Below are 23080 nucleotides of genomic sequence, written 5' to 3'. Positions count from 1 at the left end.
CGCAGCCGATACAGGACCGGTACCGCAACGTGCACCGATGGGAAGCGGATGTGAGCGGGGTCACTGCTTGCCCTTGACGACCGCCTCCATCACGCTCTTCGCGATGGGGGCCGCGAGGCCACCGCCGGAGATGTCGCCACGCACGGCGTCGTCGTCCTCGATGATCACGGCGACGGCCACCGGCGAGCTGCCGTCCTCGCCCTTGGCGTAGGAGATGAACCACGCGTAGGGGTTCTCGCTGTTGTCCACACCGTGCTGGGCGGTACCGGTCTTACCGCCGATGGTGACGCCGTCGATCTTCGCCCTGGAGCCGGTGCCCTCGGAGACGACGGTCTCCATCATCGACTGGAGAATCTGGGCGTTCTCCGCCGACATGGGCTTGCTCAGTTCCTCCGGGTCCGTCTTCTCGATGGTGTCGACGCTCGGGGCCTGGAGTTCGTCGACCATGTACGGCTTCATCAGGGTGCCGTTGTTGGCGATGGCGGCGGTGACCATCGCCATCTGCAGCGGGGTGGTGGCGGTGTTGAACTGGCCGATGGAGGAGAGCGCGGTCTGCGACTCGTTCATGTCGTCGGAGAAGACCGAGGCGCTGGAGCGGACCGGGGTGAACTGTTCCTCGGTGAAGCCGAACTTCTTGGCGTACTCGAGCATCTTGTCGTTGCCGAGGTCGGCGCCGATCTTGCCGAAGACGGTGTTGCAGGAGACCCGGAGCGCTTCGCGGAGGGTGGCGTCCTCGCAGGGGAGGTCGCCGTCGTTCGTCAGCGGGGTCGTGGTGCCCGGCATGATCCACGGCAGCGGCGTGTCGGTCTTCTCGTCCGCGCTCTTGTACAGCCCCTCCTCCAGGGCGGCGGCCGCGGTGAGGACCTTGAAGGTGGAGCCGGGCGGGTAGACCTCGCGCAGGGCCCGGTTCAGCATCGGGTCGTCGGGGTTCTCCTTCTTCTGCAGCTTCCGCCAGGCCTCGGCGTCCTTGTCGCTGCCGCCGGCGAACACGGACGGGTCGTACGAGGGGAAGGAGGCGAGCGCGAGGACCTTGCCGGTGGAGGGTTCGAGGGCGACGACCGAGCCCTTGCCGCCCTGCTTCTTCAGGCCCTCGTAAGCGGCCTTCTGAGCGTAGGCGTTGAGGGTGGTGACGACGTTGCCGCCCTCCTTGGCCTTGCCCGTGAGCATGTCGAGCGTGTTGCGGAAGAACAGGCGCTCGTCGTTACCGGTGAGGATGCCGTCCTCGATGGCCTCCAGCTGGTTGGCGCCGAAAGCCTGGGAGACGTAGCCGGTGACCGGCGCCCACATGGCGCCGTCCTTGTAGGTGCGCTTGTACTTGAATTCGCCCTTGGTGGTGGTGTGCCCGGTGATCGGCTCACCGCCGACGATGATGTCGCCGCGCGGTGACGCGTACCGCTCGATGGCGACCCGGCGGTTGTTCTTGTCGCTCCTCAGCTCGTCGGCCCGGACGTACTGGAGCCAGTTGTCGCGGAGGAGGAGGGTGAGGACGAGGAGGCCGCAGAAGATCGCGATCCGGCGCAGGGGCTTGTTCACGGGCGGACCACCTGGGTCATCTCGGCGTCGGGGTTGGAGACGGGGGCGGGGGCGGGGCGTCTGGCCGTGTCGCTGATTCTCAGCAGGATGCCGATGAGCGCCCAGTTGGCGATGACGGAGGAACCGCCGTACGCCAGGAAGGGCATCGTCATACCGGTCAGCGGGATCAGGCCCATGACGCCGCCGGCGACGACGAAGACCTGGAGGGCGAAGGCGCCGGACAGGCCGATGGCGAGCAGCTTGCCGAACGGGTCGCGGGCGGCGAGGGCGGTGCGCACGCCGCGTTCCACGATCAGCGCGTAGAGCAGGAGCAGGGCCATGATGCCGGCCAGGCCGAGTTCCTCGCCGAAGGTGGCGAGGATGAAGTCGGAGTTGGCGGCGAACCGGATGAGGTCGGAGTGGCCCTGGCCCCAGCCGGTGCCGAGGGTGCCGCCGGAGCCGAAGGCCCACAGTGCCTGCATGGCTTGCTCGGAGTGGACGATGCCGTCGCTGGCCCCGGACCGGCTCAGCTGGTACTCGCGCATCGGGTCGAGCCAGGCCTGGACGCGTGTCTGGATGTGCGGTTCGAAGCTGGCCACGCCGACGGCGCCGGCGCTGGACATCAGCAGACCGAAGACGATCCAGCTGGTCCGCTCGGTGGCGACGTACAGCATGATCACGAACATGCCGAAGAACAGCAGGGAGGTACCGAGGTCGGTCTCGAAGACGAGGATGAGGATCGACACCGCCCACACGACGAGGATCGGTCCGAGGTCGCGTCCGCGCGGCAGGTACAACCCCATGAAGCGGCGGCTGGCCAGGGCGAGCGCGTCGCGCTTCACCATCAGGTAGCCGGCGAAGAAGATCGCCAGGACGATCTTGGCGAACTCACCGGGCTGGATGGTGAAGCTGCCGATCTTGATCCAGATCTTCGCGCCGTAGAGGTTGTGGCCGAGGCCGGGCACCAGGGGCAGCAGCAGCAGGACCAGTGCGCCGAGCATCGAGATGTAGGTGTAGCGCTGCAGGACGCGGTGGTCCTTGAGGAAGACCAGCACGGCGACGAACAGGCCGATGCCCAGGGCGGTGTAGAGCAGCTGTCTGGGGGCGGCGGTGCCCGCCTGATGGATCTGCTGCAGTAGTTTCGACTGGTCCAACCGCCAGATGGCGACGAGCCCGAGCCCGTTGAGCAGAGTGGCCAGCGGCAGCATCAGCGGGTCCGCGTACGGCGCGAACTTCCGTACGACGAGATGGCCGATGCCTGCCATCAGGCCGAGGCCCAGGCCGTAGCTCAGCAGGCCGGCCGGGATCTCGTCGCTGATGGCCAGGCCGACGTTGGCGTAGGCGAAGACCGGGATGACGACGGCGAAGACCAGCAGCGCGAGCTCGGTGTTGCGCCGGCTCGGCGCCCCGATCGCACCGATCGTGGACGTGTGCTGCGCCGATGGGTTGGTAGTACTGCTCATCGTGTGACAGGGCCTCTCACGGCTTGCCTACTGCTTACCGCACAGCGAGACGACCTTCTGCTCCTCCTCCGAGAGGCTGGGGCCGGGGCTGGGAGTAGGTGCGGACGGGGGCGTGGACTTCTGCGGTGCCTCGGTCGAGTCCGAGGGGGTCGGCGTCGGCGAGGCCTTGGACGTGAAGGAGGCGGGTGTGGTTCCCGTGGTGCCTCCGGCCTCGCCCTCGCCGGTCTTGGAGTTGTTCTTGCTGTCGGCGGTGCGGCGCTCGGCTTCCTTCCTGCACGCGGAGGCCTGGACCGAGAGTTCGTCGATCTTCGACCGGGCGCCGTGCAGGTCGCCTTCGGCGATGGTCGCCTCGACCAGCTTCCGCTGGTAGGGCGGCAGGTACTTGAGTTCGATCTCGGGGTGGTCCTTCTCGACCTTCGAGAGCGAGACCCAGGCCAGGTCCTGGCTGATGCCCTGGTAGAGCGCGACGTGTTCGCCGTTGGTGCCGACGTAGTACTGGGTCTGCGTCCAGCGCCAGCCGCTGTACACGCCGCCGCCGATGACGGCGAGGGTGAGCAGGCCGAAGAAGGAGCGTTTGAGCCACCGGCGGTTCTTGCGGGGCTTGACGAAGTCGCCCTCGCCGTAGTCGAAGCCGTCGGTCTGGATGAAGCCGGTGACGTCGCCGCTGCCGGGCGGGCCGAATTCGCCCCCGTCGTCCCCGCCGCCCTGGCCGCGCCTGCGGCCGAGTCCGGCGGCGCGGCCGGCCGGGGTCTGCATGGCGCTGTTGTCGCTGGGCTGGTTCTGGTTCTCGGCGACGGCGCCGACCACGACCGGGGTGTCGGACAGCCGGCCGGCCAGGGTGTCACCGGTGTCGAGGTCGAGGACGTCGGCGATGATCACGGTGATGTTGTCCGGGCCGCCGCCGCGCAGTGCCAGCTCGATCAGTGTCTGCACGGTGTCCTCGGGACCCTGGTAGCCCGCCAGGGCTTCCTCGAGGGTCTGGTGGGAGACCACGCCGGACAGGCCGTCGGAGCAGATCAGATACCGGTCGCCCGCCCGGACCTCGCGGATCGACAGGTCGGGCTCGACGTGTTCGCCGCTGCCGAGGGCCCGCATGAGCAGGGACCGCTGCGGGTGGGTGGTCGCCTCCTCCTCGGTGATCCGGCCCTCGTCCACCAGCCGCTGCACCCAGGTGTGGTCCTGGGTGATCTGGGTGAGGACGCCGTCGCGCAGCAGGTAGGCCCTGGAGTCGCCGACGTGGACCATGCCGAGGCGCTGGCCGGTCCACAGCAGCGCGGTCAGGGTGGTGCCCATGCCTTCGAGCTGGGGGTCCTCCTCGACCATCATGCGCAGCTGGTCGTTGGCGCGCTGCACGGCCGAGCCGAGGGAGGTGAGCAGGTCGGAGCCGGGGACGTCGTCGTCGAGCGAGACGATGGTGGAGATGGCCTCGGAGGAGGCGACCTCGCCGGCCGCGGCGCCGCCCATACCGTCGGCGATGGCGAGCAGGCGGGGGCCGGCGTAACCGGAGTCCTCGTTGCCCTCCCGGATCATCCCCTTGTGCGATCCGGCGGCGAAGCGCAGGGACAGACTCATGCGCACCTCGCCCGTCGGCTCCGGGTACAGCCGGTCGTGTCGAGCCACACTGCCCACCCTCCGGTCGGGAGCGCGCCGGGGCCCGGGGTGACGGCCCCCACTGCGTGCTCGCTCCGCTCGCTCATTGTCGTACTACTTCCGCAGCTCGATGACGGTCTTGCCGATGCGGATCGGTGAACCCGGTCCGATCGGTGTGGGGGTCGTCAGCCTGGACCGTTCCAGATAGGTGCCGTTCGTGGAACCCAGGTCCTCGACGATCCACTGGCCGTCGCGGTCCGGGTAGATCCGGGCATGGCGGCTGGAGGCGTAGTCGTCGTCCAGCACGATGGTGCTGTCGTGCGCCCGGCCCAGCGTGATGGTCTGGCCCTGGAGCGCGACGGTGGTGCCCGTGAGGATGCCCTCGGTCACGACGAGTTTGGTGGGGGCGTTACGGCCGCGGCGGCCGCCCCCGGACTGCTGGCGCTGCGGCGGTGGTGCCTGCCGGGCGCCCTGTTGCGGCCGGGCGGTCTCCCGGCGCGCTCCGCGCTGGGTGACCCGCGTGCCGAACAGGTCGCTGCGGATGACCTGCACGGCCACGATCACGAACAGCCACAGAACGGCCAGAAAACCCAGCCGCATGACCGTGAGGGTCAGCTCTGACATTGCCCCCGCTTCACCCTTCGGCTTGCCGGTAAATGATGGTGGTGCTGCCCACGACGATTCGCGAGCCGTCGCGGAGCGTAGCGCGGGTGGTGTGCTGTCCGTCCACCACGATGCCGTTGGTGGATCCCAGATCCTGGATCGTCGAAGGCGTTCCGGTCCGGATCTCGCAGTGCCGGCGGGAGACGCCGGGGTCGTCGATCCGCACGTCGGCCTCGGTGCTGCGGCCCAGTACGAGCGTCCCGTTGGAGATCTGGTGGCGGTTGCCGTTGATCTCGACCCAGTGCCGGGTGCGTCCGGCGGACGCGGGTGCGGCGGGGGGCCGCTGGCCGCCCGCGGGCTGCGGGTAGCCGTAACCGCCGGGCCGGCCGCCGGGCGGCGGCGCGGCCGGCATGGGCGGGGCGCCCGTGGGACCGGCCGGCGGGTAGCCGTAACCGCCGGGGCCGCCGACGGGCGGGCCGCCCATGCCGGGTCCGGCGGGGCCGGGGCCTGAAGGGCCGGGACCTGCGGGGCCCGCCTGGCTGCTGGAGGAGGCGAGTGTACGGCTGCGCACCCGGTACAGGCCGGTGTCGAGGTCGTCCGCCTTCTCGAGCTGCACCTTGATGGGGCCCATGAAGGTGTAGCGCTGCTGCTTGGCGTAGTCGCGCACCATGCCGGCGAGTTCGTCGCCGAGCTGCCCGGAGTACGGGCTGAGCCGCTCGAAGTCGGGGGTGCTCAGTTCGACGATGAAGTCGTTGGGGACAACGGTGCGATCACGGTTCCAGATGGTCGCGTTGTTGTCGCACTCCCGCTGGAGCGCTCCCGCGATCTCCACGGGCTGCACCTCGGACTTGAACACCTTGGCAAAGGTGCCGTTGACCAGGCCTTCGAGTCGCTGCTCAAACTTCTTCAGGACTCCCATGGGGCACCTCCTCCGTCGTTGCCGTCCTGTGTACTGCCCTGTCTTCTGCTGCGTCTACCGCCTCTACTGCCCGGTGCGCTGTTCCGTGCACCGCATAACCGGTACTGCTTACTGATCGTATCCACGCCCTGGTCGATCGGCTGGTTCCCCCTGCCCGTCCGGCCCGACGGGTGTCGATGCCTGACGGAGTTCCCTTCGGGGCTCGCCTTCGAACTCCTTCGGCCGTGTTCGTGCGAGCCGCTCTGCCATGGATCGTAAAGGGGACCGCGGACCAGTGTCCCGCACCTGGCTGTGGACTCTGCCCGGCACCTGTGGAGACGAGGGCTACCGGTACGAGGTTGATACGTGAAGCGGTTCTCATCAGTTCCCGTGGGTGGGTATCGGTGCCCGTCGGTACGTTTTTGTCCGGTGTGACGGGAGCGACACAGGGCGGTACGGGACGGGCCCGTGCGATGACGTCGTTGATCATCCGTGACTGCTCGGGGGTGGTTCAAGGGTGGTCCGGACGGCCGGTGTGCCGCTTGCGGACCGCTCATGGGCGGCGGTGCTGCTCAGCGCGGGTGGGGAGTGGGGGCGGGTGGAAAGGGATGTGAATCCACCCCGGCCAGCGTGCTAATGTTCAGGAGTCGGAAGGCGCCTGACCCTTACAGGAAAGGGCCCGAGGACACACCGAATGCGCGAGTGGCGGAATAGGCAGACGCGCTGGATTCAGGTTCCAGTGCCCGCAAGGGCGTGGGGGTTCAACTCCCCCCTCGCGCACATCGAAGCACCGAGTGAGAGTGCTTCAGTAGTACCAAGGGAACGGGCGGCATCGTGATCACGATGCCGCCCGTTCCGCTGTGTGTGGGCGGAAACACAGGGATCGCCGACGGCTCGGGCCGTCCGCGGTCCCGTTCCGGGTGTGAAGCTTCGCCCACTCCGCTGCGGGCCACCGGTGGCCTGTGAGGAAAGTCTCAGGTCCGGCTCGCGCGGCCCTCCGGCGGCCGGATACCCAGTGACGTGGCCTTGCGGTGGCGCGGTGGCGCGGTGGCGCGGTGGCGCGGTGGCGCGGTGGCGCGGTGGCGCGGTGGCGCGGTGGCGCGGCGGCGGGCAGGACGGGGACGGTGCGCCGCTTGCGGCACGTCGGTGAGCCGACGGGGCCGGGAGCGCGGGTGCGATGGTCGTGGTGGTGACCGTGGCGGTGGCCGGTCAGAGGGCGGTGGCGAACGACCGGTACCAGGGGGCCGCGTGGGGGAAGGCGCGGAGGAAGGGCTCGCCCGGGGAGCAGTCCAGGCGGTCCCAGAAGGTGTCGTCCCTGAACCAGTGGTCGACGGTGAGCATGCCGAGGTGATGCAGGGCGCGCGGGGAGCCGGCGGCCCGCGCGTAGGCGGTCGTGACGTCGACCGCCGTTCCCCCGCCGGGCTGTTCCACCTGTGCGCAGACGGCCGCGAGCAGCTCCGACGCGGCTACCGGGTCCGGGTGGTTGACGTAGTGGACGCCGGGTTCGTGGACCGGGGAGAGTGCCGCGGCGACGGCCGCGCGGCCCAGGACGTCGACGTCGATCATCGAGTGCAGGGCCCCGCAGCCCGCCACGGTGGCCGACAACTCCCTCAGGAGCCCCACCAGTCCGGGTACCACCCAGTGGTCGCCCGAGCCGTACACCAGGTGGGGTCGCAGCACCAGGCCGCCCGCGTCGAGTACGTGCCGTTCGGCCGCGGCGCGGGTGCGGCTGGTGGCGGAGACGGGGGCGACGGGAGCCTCGCCCGGCCGTACGCCGCGGAAGGGGCCCCTGCCGTGGACGGCGGCGGTGCTCACGTACAGGATCCGGCGCACCCCGCTGCGTACCGCCTCCTCCACCAGCGCCTTGGTGCCCCGGTCGTTGACCGCCGCGACGGATTCCGGGTCGCCGGTGATGCGTGAGGCGCAGTGGACGAGGACATCGACGCCGGCGCAACTGCCGTGCAGGGAGGCGGGGTCGGTGAGGTCACCGGGGACGGTCACGGCGGGCGGGGGCGTGTCCGGGAAGGTGCTCGGCTGCGGGGCGTCGGGCTGTGCGTTCCCGGCGGGGGCGCGGCGGGACAGCAACCGGATGTGGGTGTGCGGGCGTCGGCGCGCCGCGGCGGTGATCCGGCTCCCGATGAAACCGGTGCCGCCCGTGATCAGGAGGTTCACCGTCACGTCAGCGACCGTACCGGGGATGGGGCTGGGGCTGGGGGAAGCCTTGGGGGTGGCCACGGGCTCCGGCGGTGGAGGGCCGAGGCGAGGGTGACGGTGAAGACGGGTTCGTCGTTCTGCAGGCCGAAGACCCGTACGGTCACCTCGCCTTCGTCACCGTCGTCCCCCCTGTCGGGGCTCCTGGCCTCATCGTCGGCTCCGCCCTTGTCGAAGACCTCGGTTTCGAGGAGGCAAGGGCTGTCCAGCTCGGTGTAGCGGCTGAAGGAGGAGGCCAGGTCGGACGGCAGGAAGACGCGTCCGCCGGTTGCCGCTGTCGCCGCCTGGCGGGCCGCCTCGAACAGAACCATGCCGGGGACGTGGTCGTTGGGCCGGGCGAAGAGCACGGGGTGACTGGTGTCGACACGCAGGAGCCAGGTGCCGGGGCGGTCGGAGCGGGCGAGGACGACGTCCTCCGCGCGGTGACGGCCGACCAGCTCGTGAGGGACGGGGGGTAAGGGAGGTATCGCGGTGCCCGGGCTGCCCGGGCTGCCCGGCTGCCCGGCTCGCAGGCGGCGGTACGCGGCCGGTGAGGTGCAGCCCATGCTGCCGGTGCCCCGGGCGACGAGCCGTCCCGCGCGGTGGAACTCCATGGTGGTCCGCATGCTGCTCAGGCCGCGGCCCCGGCGGCGTACCTCGGAGCAGACGACGTCGACGGTGACCGGCTCCGCGGCGTCCGCGAGCAGCAGTTCGGAGGGGACGGTGGAGATTCCCAGATCCCACATGACGAAGTGTGTGTCGAGGGGGGCACCGAACTCGGCATGGGCGAGGGCCATCGTCGTCTGGCGCAGTGTCTCGGCGACGATCATCGGATCCTGGCGGAGGTCGTCCACGGGGCCGAAGAAGGAGTGGTCGGCGGGCCAGTGCGCGGTGACGCGGAAGTCGAGTTCGGACAGGCGGACCCATTCCGTCGGGAAGATGTCCGCCGCGCGGGTGCGGTGGGCGAGTTCCGCGGTGACCCGGGTGACGGTGAGGGCGCCGACTGCCTGTCCAGCGGTGGTTGCGGGCGCGCTTCGCTGTCCGGTTCGATCCTCCGTGGGCGTGCTTGTGGCACCTGACTGCGGCATGAGGAACCCTCCGGATAGAAGGCCTGGCTCCGGTCGACTTCGCACTAAGATACGGACGAGCCGGTTTTTTTCAAGGGTGATCCACACCGTTGGAGACGAGTCCACGAGTCCACGAGCCCGCACGGCATCGTGGTACGGCGGTATGCCGACCGCATGGCTACCGCATGACCACTTCACGGCGATCCACGAGATCCACGGAGATCAGGAGGCACCCGATGGCGCGACAGGAGCGCGCGATCCGCACACGGCGGACCATTCTGGACGCGGCGGCGGCCGTCTTCGACGAGCGCGGTTACACCTCGGCGACCATCGGCGAGATTCTGGGCCGGGCAGGGGTGACCAAGGGAGCGCTGTACTTCCACTTCGGCTCCAAGGAGGAGCTGGCGCTCGGCATTTTCGAGGAGCAGCTGGCGGTGGCCCTGCAGCCCCAGTCCAGCAAGCTCCAGGAACTCGTCGACTCCGGTCTGGTGCTGGCCCTGCGGCTGTGCACGGATCCGCTGGTGCGCGCCAGTGTCGGACTGGCCCTGGACCAGGGAGCGTTGGGACTGGACCGGACCCCCGCTTTCCGGATGTGGATCGACCAGACCACCCGGACCCTGGCCGAGGCGAAGGCGGGGGGCGAACTGCTGCCGCACGTCGAGGTGACGGAGACGGCGGAACTACTGGTCGCGAGCTTTTCGGGAGTACAGCTCCTCTCGCAGCTGCGCTGTCAGCGGCAGGATCTGGAGCACCGGGTCGTGGTGCTGTTCCAGCACATGCTGCCGGGCATCGCGGTGCCGGCGGTGCTGGCCCGGCTGGACATCTCGGCGGACCGCGGTCGGCGGGCCCTTGAGGCGGGGCGCCTGGAACCGGCCACGGGGAACGTGGCCACCGAGGCAGAAGCGAGATAGCAGGGCGGGGCAGGACCGGCGGGGCGGGGCAGGACAGGCAGGACAGGCGGGACCGGCAGGACAGGCGGGGGAGGGTGCGGCAGGTGGTCGCCGTGGCTCGGGTGATGGGGCGGGCAGTGGTTGCGGGGCGGGTGGTGGCAGGGGCGCGGGTGAGTGACGGAGTTGTCCACGGTCCCGGAGTTGTCCACAGGGTCTGACGCGTTTCGGCCACCTGGTTGTACGGTCGGCACAGTTGATCTCATGGCCTGCGCCGATGCCCATGGCGACATCGAGGCGGGCCGACGGTCGGTGGCCGTTCGCGTGCGGCACGGCCGGTGTGTGTAGGTACGGGCGTATGGGGGAGGCGGTTGTGGTGACCGAAACTGGTGCCGGCGGGACCGGGACGGGCAGGACGGCGGAGCGGGCGGAGCCGGACCTCGCCGCCGGTGAGGTGCGGCGGCTGCCGCGCGTACCGGGCTTCGCGGCGTGGCCGCCCGAGGGCTCGGCCAAGGCGGACGGCAAGGCTCTGCGCCGGCTGGTGCCGCGCAGGGCGCACTCGGCTCTCGATCTGGATCCCTCACGCCCCGACGCGGTCAGCGCGGTCGAGGAGTCCAGTCGTGGCCGGCTGCCCGAGCTGACGCCGATACGAGTGGGCAGGATGGCGGCGACACCGTTCGCCTTCCTGCGCGGATCGGCGGGCCTGATGGGCCACGACCTGGCCCGCACCCCCATGACGCGGATCCGCGCGCAGCTCTGCGGCGACGCGCACGCGGCGAACTTCGGTCTGTACGGCGACGCGCGCGGTGGGCTGGTCATCGACCTGAACGACTTCGACGAGACGGTGTGGGGTCCCTGGGAGTGGGACCTCAAGCGGCTCGCCACTTCGCTGGTGCTCGCGGGGCGGGAGGTCGGCGCGGACGAGGACACCTGCCGCAAAGCCGCCCAGGACACGGTGGGCGCCTACCGTCGCACGATGCGGCTGCTGGCGAAGATGCCGGTGCTGGACGCGTGGAACGCCATCGCCGACGAGGAACTGGTCTCCCACACCGACGCGCACGATCTGCTCGGCACACTGGAGCGGGTCTACACGAAGGCCCGCGCCAACACCAGCGGCCGTTTCGCGGCCAAGTCCACCAAGGTGACGGAGGACGGCGGGCGCCGCTTCGTCGACGCCCCGCCGGTGCTGCGCCGTGTCCCCGACGCCGAGGCCCTGGCGGTGGCCTCCTCCCTGGAGGAGTACGTCGGCACCCTCCAGCCCGACCGGCTTCCGCTGCTGGCCCGGCACGCGGTGCAGGACGTGGCGTTCCGCGTCGTCGGCACGGGCAGCGTGGGCACCCGCTCGTACGTCGTGCTGCTCCTCGACCATCGGGGGGAGCCCCTTGTCCTTCAGGTGAAGGAGGCCCGCGCCTCGGCGCTGGTGCCGCATCTGCTGACGGCCGGCTTCGACGTCCCCGACGTCGGCCACGAGGGCCGGCGCGTGGTCCTGGGCCAGAAGCGGATGCAGGTGGTCAGCGACAACTTGCTGGGCTGGACGACCGTCGAGGGGCGGCCCTACCAGGTACGGCAGTTCCGCAACCGCAAGGGCAGCGTCGACCCCACGGCCCTGTCCGCCGACCAGGTCGACGACTACGCCCGGATGACCGGCGCCCTCCTGGCCCGCGCCCATTCCCACAGCGCCGACCCCCGCCTGATCGCGGGGTACTGCGGCAGGAGCGACGAGCTCGACGAGGCGATGGGCGACTTCGCCTTCCGCTATGCCGACCGCACGGAGGCGGACCACGCGGACCTGCTGACAGCGGTCCGCTCGGGCCGGATCGCGGCGGAGACGGGGGTCTGAGCACCGCTTCACTCCTTCCGGAGGCTCTCCACTGGCCGGGTGAGGGTGCGGGCGGAGCCGGTGGGGCCATGACCCCGGCCGGCCCATGACCCTCCCCGGTCTCCGGTCGGCCGGGCGGGAGGTCGGTCGGCTGCCGGGGCCGGGTGGGTGGCGGCAGGGGCAGGGATGATGGGAATCGGTGGTGGCGGTGGTGGCCTACGCTGTTCGGGTGACGACCTCGCAGGGTGAGCAGGGCAGTGGCGGCGCCGGTGCGGAGCAGGCGGCGGCCGGCGGTGATGCGCAGCGGCCCGAGGCACGGCTGGAGCGGGCCGTGCGGGCCGCGGAGCAGGCGCTGATCGAGTTCGAGATCGCGGTGGACACCTTCCGCATCGAGGTCGAGAATTTCTCCCGGCTGCACGAGCAGCGGCTCGGTCCCGTGTACGCCCGCATCGAGGAGCTGGACGCCCGCATCCTGGAGGCCAGGGCCGCCCGCAGCGGTGATCCCGAGGACCGTCGGCTGGCCGACGACGCGCGCTCCCGGCTGCAGCCGATTCCCGGCGTGGAGGAACTGCTGAGCGGCTGGATGGACGGCAACGGTCTCTTCCCGGAGGCCGCGGCCATGCTCACCGGCCAGCCCGTCCGGCCCCCGGAGCGGGTGCGGCCCAGCGAGGAGGCCCGCAAGCTCTACCGCGACCTCGCCCGCCAGGCCCACCCGGACCTGGCACAGGAGGAGGCGGAACGTCACCGTCGCGAGGAGTTCATCACCCGCGTCAACGCCGCCTACGCCCGTGGCAGCGAGGCCGAGCTGCGGGAGCTCACCGCCGAATGGGCGGCGGGCCCGAAACTGAAGGAGCAGGCCCCGAGCGCCGGCGAGGAACTCTACGCCCGGCTCGAATGGCTTGCCCAGCGCAAGGAACTGCTCACGCTGGTCGCGAAGGAGCTCGAGGAGGGCGCCATCGGCTCGATGCTCCGGCTGGCCCCGGACGACCCGGACCGTCTCCTGGAGGAGATCGCCGAACAGCTGCGCGCCGAGGTGGCCGAGCGCGAGGCGGAGCTGGCGGCCCTGGAGGCTCTGGAGAGCTGAGGTCCGGTCCGGTGGGCGCGAGTCCCGGGCCGGGGCTTCCGGTAGCGTCGGGGGCATGAGTTTTGCGACTGGGGTGCCCACGGTCGAGGTCTCGGACCTCAAGGACAGCGACTTCCTGCTGGACGTCCGCGAAAGCGACGAGTGGACGTCCGGTCATGCCGAAGGGGCGCTGCACATCCCGGTCAGTGAGTTCGTCGCCCGCTACGGCGAACTGGCCGAGGCGGCTCCGCAGGACGGCCGGGTGCATGTGATCTGCCGTTCCGGTGGGCGTTCGGCCCAGGTCACGATGTATCTGGTCCAGCAGGGCATCGACGCCGTGAACGTGGACGGCGGCATGCAGGTGTGGGAGTCCGCGGGCCGCCCCGTCGTCACCGATGACGGGAAGCCCGGGCACGTTCTGTAGCACTGGGCAGGGCGGGCGGTCACGGCGGAATCGGCCGGGACGTGACCGGTGCGTCCGTACACGACGGCGGAATCGGCCGGGACGTGACCGGTGCGTCCGTACATGGCGGCGGTGCGTCCGTACGTGGCGGTGCGGCCGTCACCGGTCGAAGTCCAGCTCCACCCTCTCCGTCGCCGGATGCGACGGGCAGGCCGGCACGTAGCCCGCGTCGGTCTCCTCCGACTCCAGCGCGAAGTCGCGGTCCATCCGTACCTCACCCGAGACGAGGAAGGGGCGGCACGTTCCGCACACCCCGGACTTGGGCACGGCAGTGGCCCGTTTCCCGGTTGCTGCGGGCTGTGCGGCGATGCACGGCCCGGTTGAAGCACGCAGGGGCCCGTCCGTGAGATAGCTCACGGGCAGGCTCCTGCTTCGTTCGCCCACGGTTCGTGGTGACGCGGCCATCCTCAGGTGTCCCCTGCGATTCCGGGTGCTCGCGCCTCGTGTCCTCTCCGTCCGGGGCCCGGCCATGGTGGCGCGGTCATGGTGGCGCGGCCATCACGGCAGTTCAGCGGACGTGAGCGCCGCGTCCCCCGGCTCCCGCACCGCGGACCTGCGCGTCGCCCACTCCGACCGCGTGCGACGGACATGGCGGCGTACGCCGGACGGACGGCCGATCGTCCCGTAGGCCCTGAAGCGGGGGCGCCGGGTCCGTCCGATTCGCGCGTTGAGAAAGTTGTCTCTTGTTACACAACCATTCACCCCATGTACGTGTCGAACACACGTATTACTCATTCCTCGGCAGGCTTCCCGGCCGATTCCTGGAAGGGACATCGAGCAACCATGCTCCGACCGCTGCGTGCCGCGCTGCGCATACACACCAGGGGCGGATTCGCGCTGTCGCTCCTGCTCGGGGCGAGCTATGCGGCGCTACCGCTGTTCGCCCTGCTTCCCCATCTGTGGGGGTTCATCGCCGCATCGGCCGTCAGCTATGTCACGGACGCGTGGCTGCACCGTGTCGAGCCCGCCTTCATCCGCCGGCTGGCAGGTTTCAGGTTCGACCGGATCATGCGATTCCTGGTCCGTGACGCGCTGCTTCTCGTGCTGGCGGTGCGCCTGGACGCGCCCGAGCCCGTGCTGGTCGCCGGACTGCTCGTCCTGGGCGGCCAGTTCGGGATACTCGTGCTCTACACCGCGCTGCACCGCGTCATCCACCGGAAGCGGAGGCTTCCGGTCGCCGTACGCAACATGGACATGAGTGACGCAGGCATCCCCAAGGCTCCGCCGCCCCTGCTGTTCCGCCGCTACCTGCGCCGGCTGCTCCACCTCGACCTGCCGATGCACGCGGGGCTGCTCGTCGGTCTGGCGACCTCCGGCTGGTTCCTCACCAAGGCCGGATACGCGGTGAGCCTTGTCCTGCCCGCTCTCATGCTGCTGGCACTGGCCGCGCAGGTGCGAACGGCCCGCCGGATGCCGGAACGGGAGGAGATCATCGCCGCACTCAACCGGCAGCTGGCCGACTACCGGCCGGAGGTGGCCCTGTACTTCAGCTTCGCCGCGGTCTCCCGTGACTTCATGTACCAGGTCAACATGTGGATCGAGACTCTGGAGAACCTCGACCGCCGCCCGCTGATCATCCTGCGGGAACGCGCCTCCTTCGCCTACCTCAGCCGCACCCGCCTCCCGGTCGTATGCGTGCCCAGGGCCGACGACCTGGCCCAACTGGACCTGCCTGACCTGAAGGTGGTGCTGTATCCGGGCAACGCGGGCAAGAACGTCCACATGCTGCGCGTCGCCGAGGCCAAGCACGTCTTCATCGGCCATGGCGACAGCGACAAGCTCGCCAGCAGCAACCGGGTCAGCAAGGTGTACGACGAGATATGGGTGGCCGGACGCGCGGGCCGCGACCGCTACCAGCGGATCCGGCACGCCATCGACGACGCCGCGATCGTGGAGGTCGGCCGTCCCCAACTGTCCTCGATCCGGCCGCACGCCGAGCACATACCCGGCCCGCTGCCTACCGTGCTGTACGCGCCGACCTGGGAGGGCTGGAGCGACGACGACTGCCACACCTCCCTGATCCCCATGGGCACGGGCCTGATCAGTGCCCTGCTCGACGAGGGCGTACGGGTCCTGTACAAACCGCACCCGCTGACCGGCAAGCGCTCCGTCGAAGCCGCGGCCGCCGATCGGGCCATCCGGGAGATGCTCGACGCCGACAACCGCCGGCGTCAGTCCGCCGACACCCTGCCCGAGCTCGCCACCGGGACGGAGCCGCGGATGCAGGAGATCAAGGAACGGCTCAACGAACTCGCCGGCCGTAACCGCACCGGCGACGACGCCCAGCAGACGCGCGACGCACGGATGCCGGACGACACCGGCTCCGACGAGTGGCACGCGCTGGAAGCCGAATGGCACCACCTCTTCTGGAGCCGCACCGGCCCCCTCCGCCACCAGGTGATCACCGGTCAACTGCCCACCCTGTACGAGTGCTTCAACCAGGCGGACATGCTCATCAGCGACGTCTCATCCGTCGTCGCCGACTTCGTCGCGAGCCTCAAGCCGTACGTCCTGACCAATGCTCACGACCTGCCCGACGAGGAATTCCGGGCCGCCTACACCACTGCGGGCGGCGCCTATCTCCTCGACCGTGCCTGCACCCGACTGCCGGAGATCCTGCGGTCGGTGCGAGAGCCGCGCCATGACCCGATGGCACTCGACCGGCACACGCTCAAGGAGTACGTCCTCGGCCCCGACCGGCCCACCTCGATGGAGCGGTTCAACACCGCGGTCAACGCCCTCGCCGACACGGCCCTTCTCCACCAGCAGGAGCATGCGCCGAGCGACACGCTGTTGACACCGGCCCTCGACGCGAACCGCGTCGACCTGACCTGACCTGACCTGAGCTGAGCGACGGACAGGACGACCGGCGGCCGGTCCCCTGTGGCAGGTGGGGCGAGCACGGCCGGGTGCATGTGATCTGTCGTTCCGGTGGGCGTTCGGCCCAGGTCACGATGTATCCGGTCCAGCAGGGCGTCGACGCCGTGAACGTGGACGGCGGCACGCAGGTGGGGGAGTCCGTGGGCCGCCCCGTCGTCACCGATGACGGGGCGGCCCGGACATGTTCTGTAGTACAGGGCAGGGCGGGCGGTCACGGCGGAATCGGCCGGGACGTGACCGGTGCGGCTGTACGTGGCGGCGGAATCTGCCCGGCCGTGCGGTGCGTCCGTATGTGACGGTGCGGCCCTCACCGGTCGAAGTCCAGCTCCACCCTCTCCGTCACCGGACGCGACTGGCAGGCCAGCACGTAGCCCGCGTCGGTCTCCTCCGGCTCCAGCGCGAAGTTGCGGTCCATCCGCACCTCACCCGAGACGAGGAAGGCGCGGCATGTTCCGCACACCCCGCCCTTGCAGGCGTAGGGGGCGTCGGGGCGGTTGCGCAGCACCGTCTCCAGCAGGGACTCGCCGTCCTGGACGGGCCAGGTACCGCCGCGTCCGTCGAGCAGGGCGGTGACGATGCTGTGGGCGGGAGCCGGGGTCGTGGGGGCGGTCGGTGCGCCGGTGTCCACGTGGAAGATCTCCTGGTGGATGCGGGAGCGCGTCACGCCCAGACCGCGCAGGGCCCGTTCGGCCCCCTCGACCAGCCCGTACGGGCCGCACAGGAACCAGCCGTCCACCTGCCCTACGGGCAGCAGTGCCGGCAGCAGGGCGGTGAGCCGCTCCTCGTCGAGGCGTCCGGACGGCAGCCCCGCCTGCTGCTCCTCCCGCGAGAGCACCGGCACCAACTGGAACCGGTCGGGGTAGCGGTCCTTAAGGTCGGCGACCTCCTCCAGGAACATCGTCGAGGCGGCTGTCCGGTCACTGCGGATCAGGCAGAACCGGGCCCCCGGCTCTCGCTCCAGAAGGGTCGAGGCGATGGAGAGCACCGGGGTGATGCCGCTCCCGCCGACGATCGCCGCGTACCGGCCGGGCGTGGGCGGGAGGGTGAACCGGCCCGCGGGGGTCATCACCTCCAGTTCGTCCCCGACGCCGATCTCCTTCAGGGCGTACGTCGAGAAGGCGCCGTCCTCGACCAGCCGTACCCCCACCCGCAGCGTGCCGGGCCCCGTGCCGTCGGGGGCCGGGGAGCAGATCGAGTAGGTGCGCCGGATGTCCTGGCCGTCGGCCCTGCGCCGCAGGGCCAGGTGCTGGCCGGGGACGTAGCGGTACTCCTCGCGCAGGTCCGGCGGGACGGTGAGGGTGAGGGCGACGGAGTTGTCGGTGAGCCGGTCGACGGCGGCCACCCGGAGCCGGTGGAAGCGCGCCATCACAACTCCTTGAAGTGGTCGAACGGTTCACGGCAGTCCAGGCAGCGGCGCAGCGCCTTGCAGGCGGTGGACGAGAAACGGCTGAGCAGTTCGGTGTCGGCGGAGCCGCAGCGCGGGCACCGCACGGGTTCCGGTGTGGATTCGCACGTGGGTTCGTGCGCCCCGTCCACCCCGTCCACCCCGTCCACCCCGTTCGCCCGGAGGCCGCGGCCGCGGGTGCGGGTCGGTCCGAGATCCACCGCGACCGCACCGGACGCCGGCCGTACGCGTGGCGGGGCTATACCGAACTCCCGCAGCTTGCGCCGCCCTTCGTCGGTGATGTCGTCGGTCGACCAGGCGGGCGCGAGCACCCTGCGGACGGTGACCTCGCGCACCCCGTGCTCGCGCAGCACTCGCTCGATGTCCGCGGACATCGCCTCGACGGCCGGGCACCCCGTGTACGTGGGGGTCAGCTCGACCTCGACGGTGTCCGCCCCGTGCGCGTGCACCGCGCGCACCACGCCCAGCTCGCGCAGGGTCAGCACGGGCAGTTCGGGGTCGGGAACCGAACCGGCCAGTTCGAGCAGTTCCGCCTCCAGCGGGGTGGTGGCCGCCGGGGTCACCATGTCGCCCCCGGGTGGCTGCGGTGCAGGTGCTGCATCTCGGCGAGCATGTGGCCGAAGGACTCGGTGTGCAGCCCCTGGCGTCCGGCGCCGGCCGTCCACGCACCCGTGCGCGGGCCGTCGGGCACGGTGAGCGTGGCCCTGTGCAGCACCTGCGTGATCTGCTCCAGCCAGGCCGTCTCCAGGGCCGACCAGTCGACGCCGAGGCCCTCGACCGGCTGGAACATCTCGCCGGTGTACCGCCACAGCGCGTCCACCGCCCGCTGCATCCGGGTGTGGCCGGTGGCGGTGCCGTCGCCGAGCCGCAGGGTCCATTGCTCGGCGTGGTCGCGGTGGTAGGTGACCTCCTTGACGGCCTTGCCGGCCAGCGGTGCCAGCGGGCCGTCCCCGGCGGCGAGTTCGGCGTGCAGGAGGTGCTGATAGGTGGAGAAGTACAACTGGCGGGCGATGGTGTGGGCGAAGTCGCCGTTCGGCTGCTCGACCAGCTGGAGGTTGCGGAAGGCGCGTTCCTCCCGGAGGAACGCCAGCTCGTCCTCGTCGCCCGCCAGCGACAGCAGTACGCGGGCCTGGCCCAGCAGGTCCAGCGCGATGTTGGCGAGGGCGACCTCCTCCTCCAGCACGGGGGCGTGGCCGGCCCATTCGCCCAGGCGGTGGGAGAGCACCAGGGCGTCGTCGCCGAGGGCGAGCGCGGCCGCCGTGAGGACGGTGTCCCGGGCGGGTGTCGTCGTCACAGGTGCCGCACCCCCTCGGGGATCTCGTAGAACGTCGGGTGCCGGTAGGGCTTGTCGGCGGCCGGTTCGAAGAACGGGTCCTTCTCGTCGGGCGAGGACGCGGTGATCGTGGACGACGGCACGACCCAGATCGAGACGCCCTCGCCGCGACGGGTGTACAGATCGCGGGCATTGCGCAGGGCCAGCTCCGCGTCCGGGGCGTGCAGGCTGCCGGCGTGGGTGTGGGACAGCCCCCGGCGCGAGCGTACGAAGACCTCCCACAGGGGCCAGTCGGTGTCGGTCATGCGCGGATCGCTCCTGTCTCGCCGGTCGTGTGCTTGGCCGCGTAGGCGGCTGCCGACTCCCTGACCCAGGCGCCCTCTTCGTGGGCGCGCCTGCGCCGGGTCAGCCGCTCCTCGTTGCACGGGCCGTCGCCCTTGAGGACGTTCCGGAACTCCGTCCAGTCGATCGGGCCGAAGTCGTGGTGTCCCCGTTCCTCGTTCCACCGCAGGTCCGGGTCGGGGAGGGTGAGGCCGAGCGACTCGGCCTGGGGGACGCAGATGTCGACGAAGCGTTGGCGCAGCTCGTCGTTGGAGTGCCGCTTGATCTTCCAGGCCATCGACTGCGCGGAGTGCTGGGACTCGTCGTCGGGCGGGCCGAACATCATCAGCGACGGCCACCACCAGCGGTCCACCGCGTCCTGGGCCATCGCGTGCTGTGCGGGGGTGCCACGGCTCAGGGCCAGCAGCAGCTCGTAGCCCTGGCGCTGGTGGAAGGACTCCTCCTTGCAGATGCGCACCATCGCGCGCGCGTACGGGCCGTACGAGCAGCGGCACAGGGGCACCTGGTTGGTGATCGCGGCGCCGTCCACCAGCCAGCCGATCGCACCGACGTCGGCCCAGGTCAGCGTGGGGTAGTTGAAGATCGAGGAGTACTTCTGGCGGCCGGAGTGCAGCTTGTCCAGCAGCTCGTCGCGTCCCGTGCCGAGGGTTTCGGCGGCGCTGTAGAGATACAGGCCGTGTCCGGCTTCGTCCTGCACCTTGGCCATCAGGATCGCCTTGCGGCGCAGCGAGGGCGCGCGGGTGATCCAGTTGGCCTCCGGCTGCATGCCGATGATCTCGGAGTGCGCGTGCTGCGCGATCTGCCGGACGAGTGTGGCGCGGTAGGCGTCGGGCATCCAGTCGCGCGGTTCGATGCGTTCGTCGGCAGCGACGGCCGCGTCGAAGGCGCGCTCGTACTCCGTGCTGCTGCCGGCGCCGCCGCCCACGCTCTCACCCGCGTCGGCGCCGACGCTGCCGACTGCTGTCGCCATGAGGTCCCCCTCGACCTGGGTTCTTCCCGGGTTCTTCCCGGAACACGCTCCCGACCGATCGTTCGGTTCGCGCGATTCCATGGTGAGACGGGCACCGCGAGGTGTCAACAGCTGTGGATAACCTCGGGCGGGATCGCCGACAGGGGGAGTACCTGTTGGGCGACCGGGCGGACGGTGGATGTGGTGACGGCCACGGAACGCGTGGACGGCCGGGGCTGTGCCGCGACGGCCGGTGCTGAGTACCGTTCCCGTGCGACGCTGCGAAGCGGTACGCGGGCGGCACGTCGCCCGCGCACGCAGGACGGTGGCGGCGATCGGCCGGAATTCGGACCGGGACTGTGGGAACGGGACTGTGGGAACGGGGCGGGATGGACGTGTACGACGAGGGCTCGCACGCCCGGCACGGGCGGACCGGGCCGGGCGTGCCGGGCGACCCTGCCCCGCCCTCCGCCCCGCCCGCTCCCGCACCGACACCCACTGCTCAGGACGATCCCCGGCCCGCGGGCGCCCCTCCTCCCTCGGATGCCCCTCCGCTCTCGGACGTCTCTCCGGCTCCGGACGTCTCTCCGGCTCCGGATGTTCCCTCGGTCCCGGACGCGGATCCCCCGCCCCTCGAGCCCCGTACCGGCGTGGCCGCCCTCCCCCTCGGCCATCGGATCGCCGCCGCCCTGGCGCTCGGGATCGTGGCTGTCGTCGTCTGCGTGCACATAGGGATGACGTTCCTCCACGTCGCGCCCGCGAACACGGTCTCCAAGGGACACGCCAAGGCGATCGAGGACTGGATCTACCCGGAGTTCGAGCAGAACTGGAAGCTGTTCGCGCCGAACCCGTTGCAGCAGAACATCTCCGTCCAGGTCCGCGCCGAGGTCCTGACGCCGGACGGGGGAGTGCGGACCACCGGCTGGTACGACCTGTCCGCCGAGGACGGCCGGGCCATCGACGGCAACCTCCTGCCCAGCCACACCCAGCAGAACGAGCTGCGCCGCGCCTGGGACTTCTTCGTCGCCACGCACGACGGCGAGGGCCGGCCGGTGGGGATGCGCGGCACGCTGGCCGAGTCGTATCTGCGCCGGATCATGGTGATGCGTCTCGACCGGTCGTACGCGGCCGGGCCGGGCGGTGTCGTCGACCGGCTCCAGGTCCGCTCCCGCACGGTCAACGTGCCGCCGCCGGAGTGGAGCGAGGAGGAGGTCTCCACGAAACCCGTGTACCGCACGCTGCCCTGGTGGCCGGTGCCCAAGGACGAGGCCCGGGGAGGCATCGGGTGAACCGCTACCTGCTCAAGGGGTCCGGCGCCGTCGCGCGGGTCACCGATTCCGCCCTCGGCCCCCATCAGACCGCGGTGATCCGGATCGGCTTCAGCGCGACCTGGCTGCTGTTCCTGCTGCGCGAGTTCCCCCACCGCCAGGAGCTGTACGGGCCCGACGGCCCGTGGGACTGGGACCTCGCCGATCAGCTCGTCGGATCCAACGGCGCCTTCACCGCGCTGCTGTGGTCGGACGGCCAGGGCTGGTTCGAGGCCCTCTACCTGCTCGCGGTGGTGTGGAGCGTCCTGCTGCTGCTGGGCTGGCGCACCCGCACCATGTCGGTGCTGTTCATGGTGGGCGTGCTGTCGCTGCAGAACCGCAGCGTCTTCATGGGCGACGGCGGCGACAACGTCCTGCACCTGATGTCGGTCTACCTCGTGTTCACGCGCTGCGGCCAGGTGTGGTCCCTGGACGCGAGGCGCGCCCGGCGCGCGGACGAGGCACGCGCGCGTGGAGAGCGGCCGCGGGACCGGACGGGCCCCGCGCTGTGGGGGGCGCTGGGCTTCCTGCTGCTCCTGGCGACCCTGGCCGGCCGGATGGACGGCGACCGGTTCGTCCCGGCGCTGCTGTGGGCCGTATGGCTGGCACAGGCGCTGTGGTGGCTGGTGGGGCGCTGTGCGAGGACCCCGCAGCCGCGCGGTCTGCTGGATGTCGTCGCCAACATCGTGCACAACGGCGCCCTGCTGGTGATCATGGCCGAGGCCTGTCTGATCTACGCCACGGCCGGTTGGTACAAGGTCCAGGGCTCCCGCTGGCAGGACGGCACCGCGGTGCACTACCCACTGCACCTGGAGTACTTCTCCCCCTGGCCGGCCCTCGGTGACCTGCTGACCGCCAGCGGCACCCTGGTGATGCTGGTGACCTACGGGACGGTCGCCGTACAGGTCGCCTTTCCGTTCACCCTGTTCAACCGGCGGGTCAAGAACGTGCTCCTGGGGCTCATGATCACCGAGCACGCGGTGATCGCCGTCGCCCTGGGGCTGCCCTTCTTCTCCCTGGCGATGATCGCGGCCGACGCGGTCTTCCTGCCTACATCGTTCCTGCGCCGGCTGGGCAACGCCTTCGGACGCGCCTGCAGGTGGGTACGCAACCGGATACTCCGAATCCCACCGCCGCGCACGCGCACGGGCGGTGCGCCGGTGCCCGTGCCCAGGACCGGGAACCAGGCGGAGCCGGTGAACCACGTGGATCAGCTGGACCACGTGGATCAGACGGATCATGTGGATCAGACGGATCATGTGGATCAGACGGATCATGTGGAGCACGTGGACCGGGAGGAGCAGGCCGGTCGGTGGCCGACCGTCCCCGCGCCCGGGAAGCCACCCAGCACGCGCCCGTAGGCTGCACC

19 protein-coding genes, 1 tRNA gene and 2 pseudogenes are annotated in these 23080 nt (G+C 70.6%); 9 read left to right on the top strand and 13 right to left on the bottom strand.

What is annotated here, in order from left to right; genetic code table 11:
* Positions 1-60: 60 nt before the first annotated feature.
* The 5 genes from V4Y04_RS18365 to V4Y04_RS18345 all read right to left on the bottom strand — a co-directional run bounded on the left by V4Y04_RS18365 (position 61) and on the right by V4Y04_RS18345 (position 6087).
* On the bottom strand, positions 61-1533 hold the full coding sequence (locus V4Y04_RS18365) for a peptidoglycan D,D-transpeptidase FtsI family protein (protein WP_332429297.1): 1473 nt from the start codon (positions 1531-1533) through the stop codon (positions 61-63).
* Complete coding sequence (locus V4Y04_RS18360; protein ID WP_332429296.1) at positions 1530-2975, bottom strand: FtsW/RodA/SpoVE family cell cycle protein; 1446 nt, start codon at positions 2973-2975, stop codon at positions 1530-1532. Before V4Y04_RS18360 ends, V4Y04_RS18365 begins: the two co-directional genes overlap by 4 nt.
* A 27-nt stretch (positions 2976-3002) precedes the next feature.
* Entirely contained in the window at positions 3003-4547 is a 1545-nt protein-coding gene (locus V4Y04_RS18355; RefSeq protein ID WP_332432899.1) for a Stp1/IreP family PP2C-type Ser/Thr phosphatase, read from the bottom strand.
* A gap of 132 nt (positions 4548-4679) precedes the next feature.
* Positions 4680-5189 carry an FHA domain-containing protein FhaB/FipA gene (locus V4Y04_RS18350; RefSeq protein WP_332429295.1) on the bottom strand — a complete coding sequence of 170 codons (510 nt, stop codon included), beginning with the start codon at positions 5187-5189 and terminating at the stop codon, positions 4680-4682.
* 10 nt (positions 5190-5199) lie between these two features.
* Positions 5200-6087, bottom strand: a complete 888-nt coding sequence (locus V4Y04_RS18345; protein WP_332429294.1) for a DUF3662 and FHA domain-containing protein — start codon at positions 6085-6087, stop codon at positions 5200-5202.
* A 675-nt stretch (positions 6088-6762) separates the two neighbouring features.
* Between V4Y04_RS18345 and V4Y04_RS18340 the strand changes: the two genes are divergently transcribed.
* Positions 6763-6846, top strand: a tRNA-Leu gene (locus V4Y04_RS18340).
* A 429-nt stretch (positions 6847-7275) separates the two neighbouring features.
* Here the strand turns inward: V4Y04_RS18340 and V4Y04_RS18335 are convergent.
* Both V4Y04_RS18335 and V4Y04_RS18330 read right to left on the bottom strand, forming a co-directional pair.
* A complete protein-coding gene (locus V4Y04_RS18335; protein WP_332429293.1) occupies positions 7276-8244 on the bottom strand; it encodes an NAD-dependent epimerase/dehydratase family protein in 969 nt (322 codons plus the stop codon).
* Positions 8241-9344, bottom strand: coding sequence for a ScbA/BarX family gamma-butyrolactone biosynthesis protein (locus V4Y04_RS18330; protein WP_332429292.1), 1104 nt, complete (start codon positions 9342-9344; stop codon positions 8241-8243). The genes V4Y04_RS18335 and V4Y04_RS18330 overlap by 4 nt, the downstream gene beginning before the upstream one ends.
* A 215-nt stretch (positions 9345-9559) precedes the next feature.
* Between V4Y04_RS18330 and V4Y04_RS18325 the strand changes: the two genes are divergently transcribed.
* From V4Y04_RS18325 to V4Y04_RS18310, 4 genes are all read left to right on the top strand, one after another.
* Positions 9560-10234 (top strand): ScbR family autoregulator-binding transcription factor, encoded by a 675-nt coding sequence (locus V4Y04_RS18325; RefSeq protein WP_332429291.1) that lies wholly within the window; start codon positions 9560-9562, stop codon positions 10232-10234.
* Between the two features lie 334 nt (positions 10235-10568).
* The gene (locus tag V4Y04_RS18320) at positions 10569-12050 is read left to right on the top strand and encodes a DUF2252 domain-containing protein (protein WP_332429290.1); all 1482 of its coding nucleotides are present in this window, start codon (positions 10569-10571) and stop codon (positions 12048-12050) included.
* 208 nt (positions 12051-12258) lie between these two features.
* The gene (locus V4Y04_RS18315) at positions 12259-13113 is read left to right on the top strand and encodes a hypothetical protein (RefSeq protein ID WP_332429289.1); all 855 of its coding nucleotides are present in this window, start codon (positions 12259-12261) and stop codon (positions 13111-13113) included.
* Between the two features lie 73 nt (positions 13114-13186).
* Complete coding sequence (locus tag V4Y04_RS18310; protein WP_332432898.1) at positions 13187-13516, top strand: rhodanese-like domain-containing protein; 330 nt, start codon at positions 13187-13189, stop codon at positions 13514-13516.
* A gap of 138 nt (positions 13517-13654) precedes the next feature.
* Here the strand turns inward: V4Y04_RS18310 and V4Y04_RS18305 are convergent.
* A pseudogene (locus V4Y04_RS18305) lies at positions 13655-13816 on the bottom strand (2Fe-2S iron-sulfur cluster-binding protein); the annotation flags it as partial.
* A 522-nt stretch (positions 13817-14338) separates the two neighbouring features.
* On the opposite strand from V4Y04_RS18305, the gene V4Y04_RS18300 reads away from it, so the two are divergent.
* Both V4Y04_RS18300 and V4Y04_RS18295 read left to right on the top strand, forming a co-directional pair.
* Positions 14339-16390 carry a hypothetical protein gene (locus V4Y04_RS18300; protein WP_332429288.1) on the top strand — a complete coding sequence of 684 codons (2052 nt, stop codon included), beginning with the start codon at positions 14339-14341 and terminating at the stop codon, positions 16388-16390.
* A 62-nt stretch (positions 16391-16452) separates the two neighbouring features.
* Positions 16453-16627, top strand: a pseudogene (locus V4Y04_RS18295) (rhodanese-like domain-containing protein); the annotation flags it as partial.
* Between the two features lie 115 nt (positions 16628-16742).
* Here the strand turns inward: V4Y04_RS18295 and V4Y04_RS18290 are convergent.
* The 5 genes from V4Y04_RS18290 to paaA are packed head-to-tail and all read right to left on the bottom strand — an operon-like array spanning position 16743 to position 20425.
* Positions 16743-17801 (bottom strand): 2Fe-2S iron-sulfur cluster-binding protein, encoded by a 1059-nt coding sequence (locus tag V4Y04_RS18290; protein WP_332429287.1) that lies wholly within the window; start codon positions 17799-17801, stop codon positions 16743-16745.
* A complete protein-coding gene (paaD, locus tag V4Y04_RS18285; protein ID WP_332429286.1) occupies positions 17801-18406 on the bottom strand; it encodes a 1,2-phenylacetyl-CoA epoxidase subunit PaaD in 606 nt (201 codons plus the stop codon). Before paaD ends, V4Y04_RS18290 begins: the two co-directional genes overlap by 1 nt.
* Positions 18400-19134, bottom strand: coding sequence for a 1,2-phenylacetyl-CoA epoxidase subunit PaaC (gene paaC, locus V4Y04_RS18280; RefSeq protein WP_332429285.1), 735 nt, complete (start codon positions 19132-19134; stop codon positions 18400-18402). The genes paaD and paaC overlap by 7 nt, the downstream gene beginning before the upstream one ends.
* Positions 19131-19418 (bottom strand): 1,2-phenylacetyl-CoA epoxidase subunit PaaB, encoded by a 288-nt coding sequence (paaB, locus tag V4Y04_RS18275; RefSeq protein WP_257850428.1) that lies wholly within the window; start codon positions 19416-19418, stop codon positions 19131-19133. The genes paaC and paaB overlap by 4 nt, the downstream gene beginning before the upstream one ends.
* Positions 19415-20425 carry a 1,2-phenylacetyl-CoA epoxidase subunit PaaA gene (gene paaA, locus V4Y04_RS18270; RefSeq protein ID WP_332429284.1) on the bottom strand — a complete coding sequence of 337 codons (1011 nt, stop codon included), beginning with the start codon at positions 20423-20425 and terminating at the stop codon, positions 19415-19417. Before paaA ends, paaB begins: the two co-directional genes overlap by 4 nt.
* Positions 20426-20793: 368 nt before the next feature.
* On the opposite strand from paaA, the gene V4Y04_RS18265 reads away from it, so the two are divergent.
* Positions 20794-21693 carry a DUF5819 family protein gene (locus tag V4Y04_RS18265; protein WP_332429283.1) on the top strand — a complete coding sequence of 300 codons (900 nt, stop codon included), beginning with the start codon at positions 20794-20796 and terminating at the stop codon, positions 21691-21693.
* The gene (locus V4Y04_RS18260) at positions 21690-23072 is read left to right on the top strand and encodes an HTTM domain-containing protein (RefSeq protein WP_332429282.1); all 1383 of its coding nucleotides are present in this window, start codon (positions 21690-21692) and stop codon (positions 23070-23072) included. Before V4Y04_RS18265 ends, V4Y04_RS18260 begins: the two co-directional genes overlap by 4 nt.
* Positions 23073-23080 lie beyond the last annotated feature (8 nt).

It is taken from the genome of Streptomyces sp. P9-A2 (genome assembly GCF_036634175.1).
In the GTDB taxonomy this organism is placed as follows: Bacteria; Actinomycetota; Actinomycetes; order Streptomycetales; family Streptomycetaceae; genus Streptomyces; species Streptomyces pratens.
This window is presented reverse-complemented; position numbering and strand designations above follow the sequence as displayed.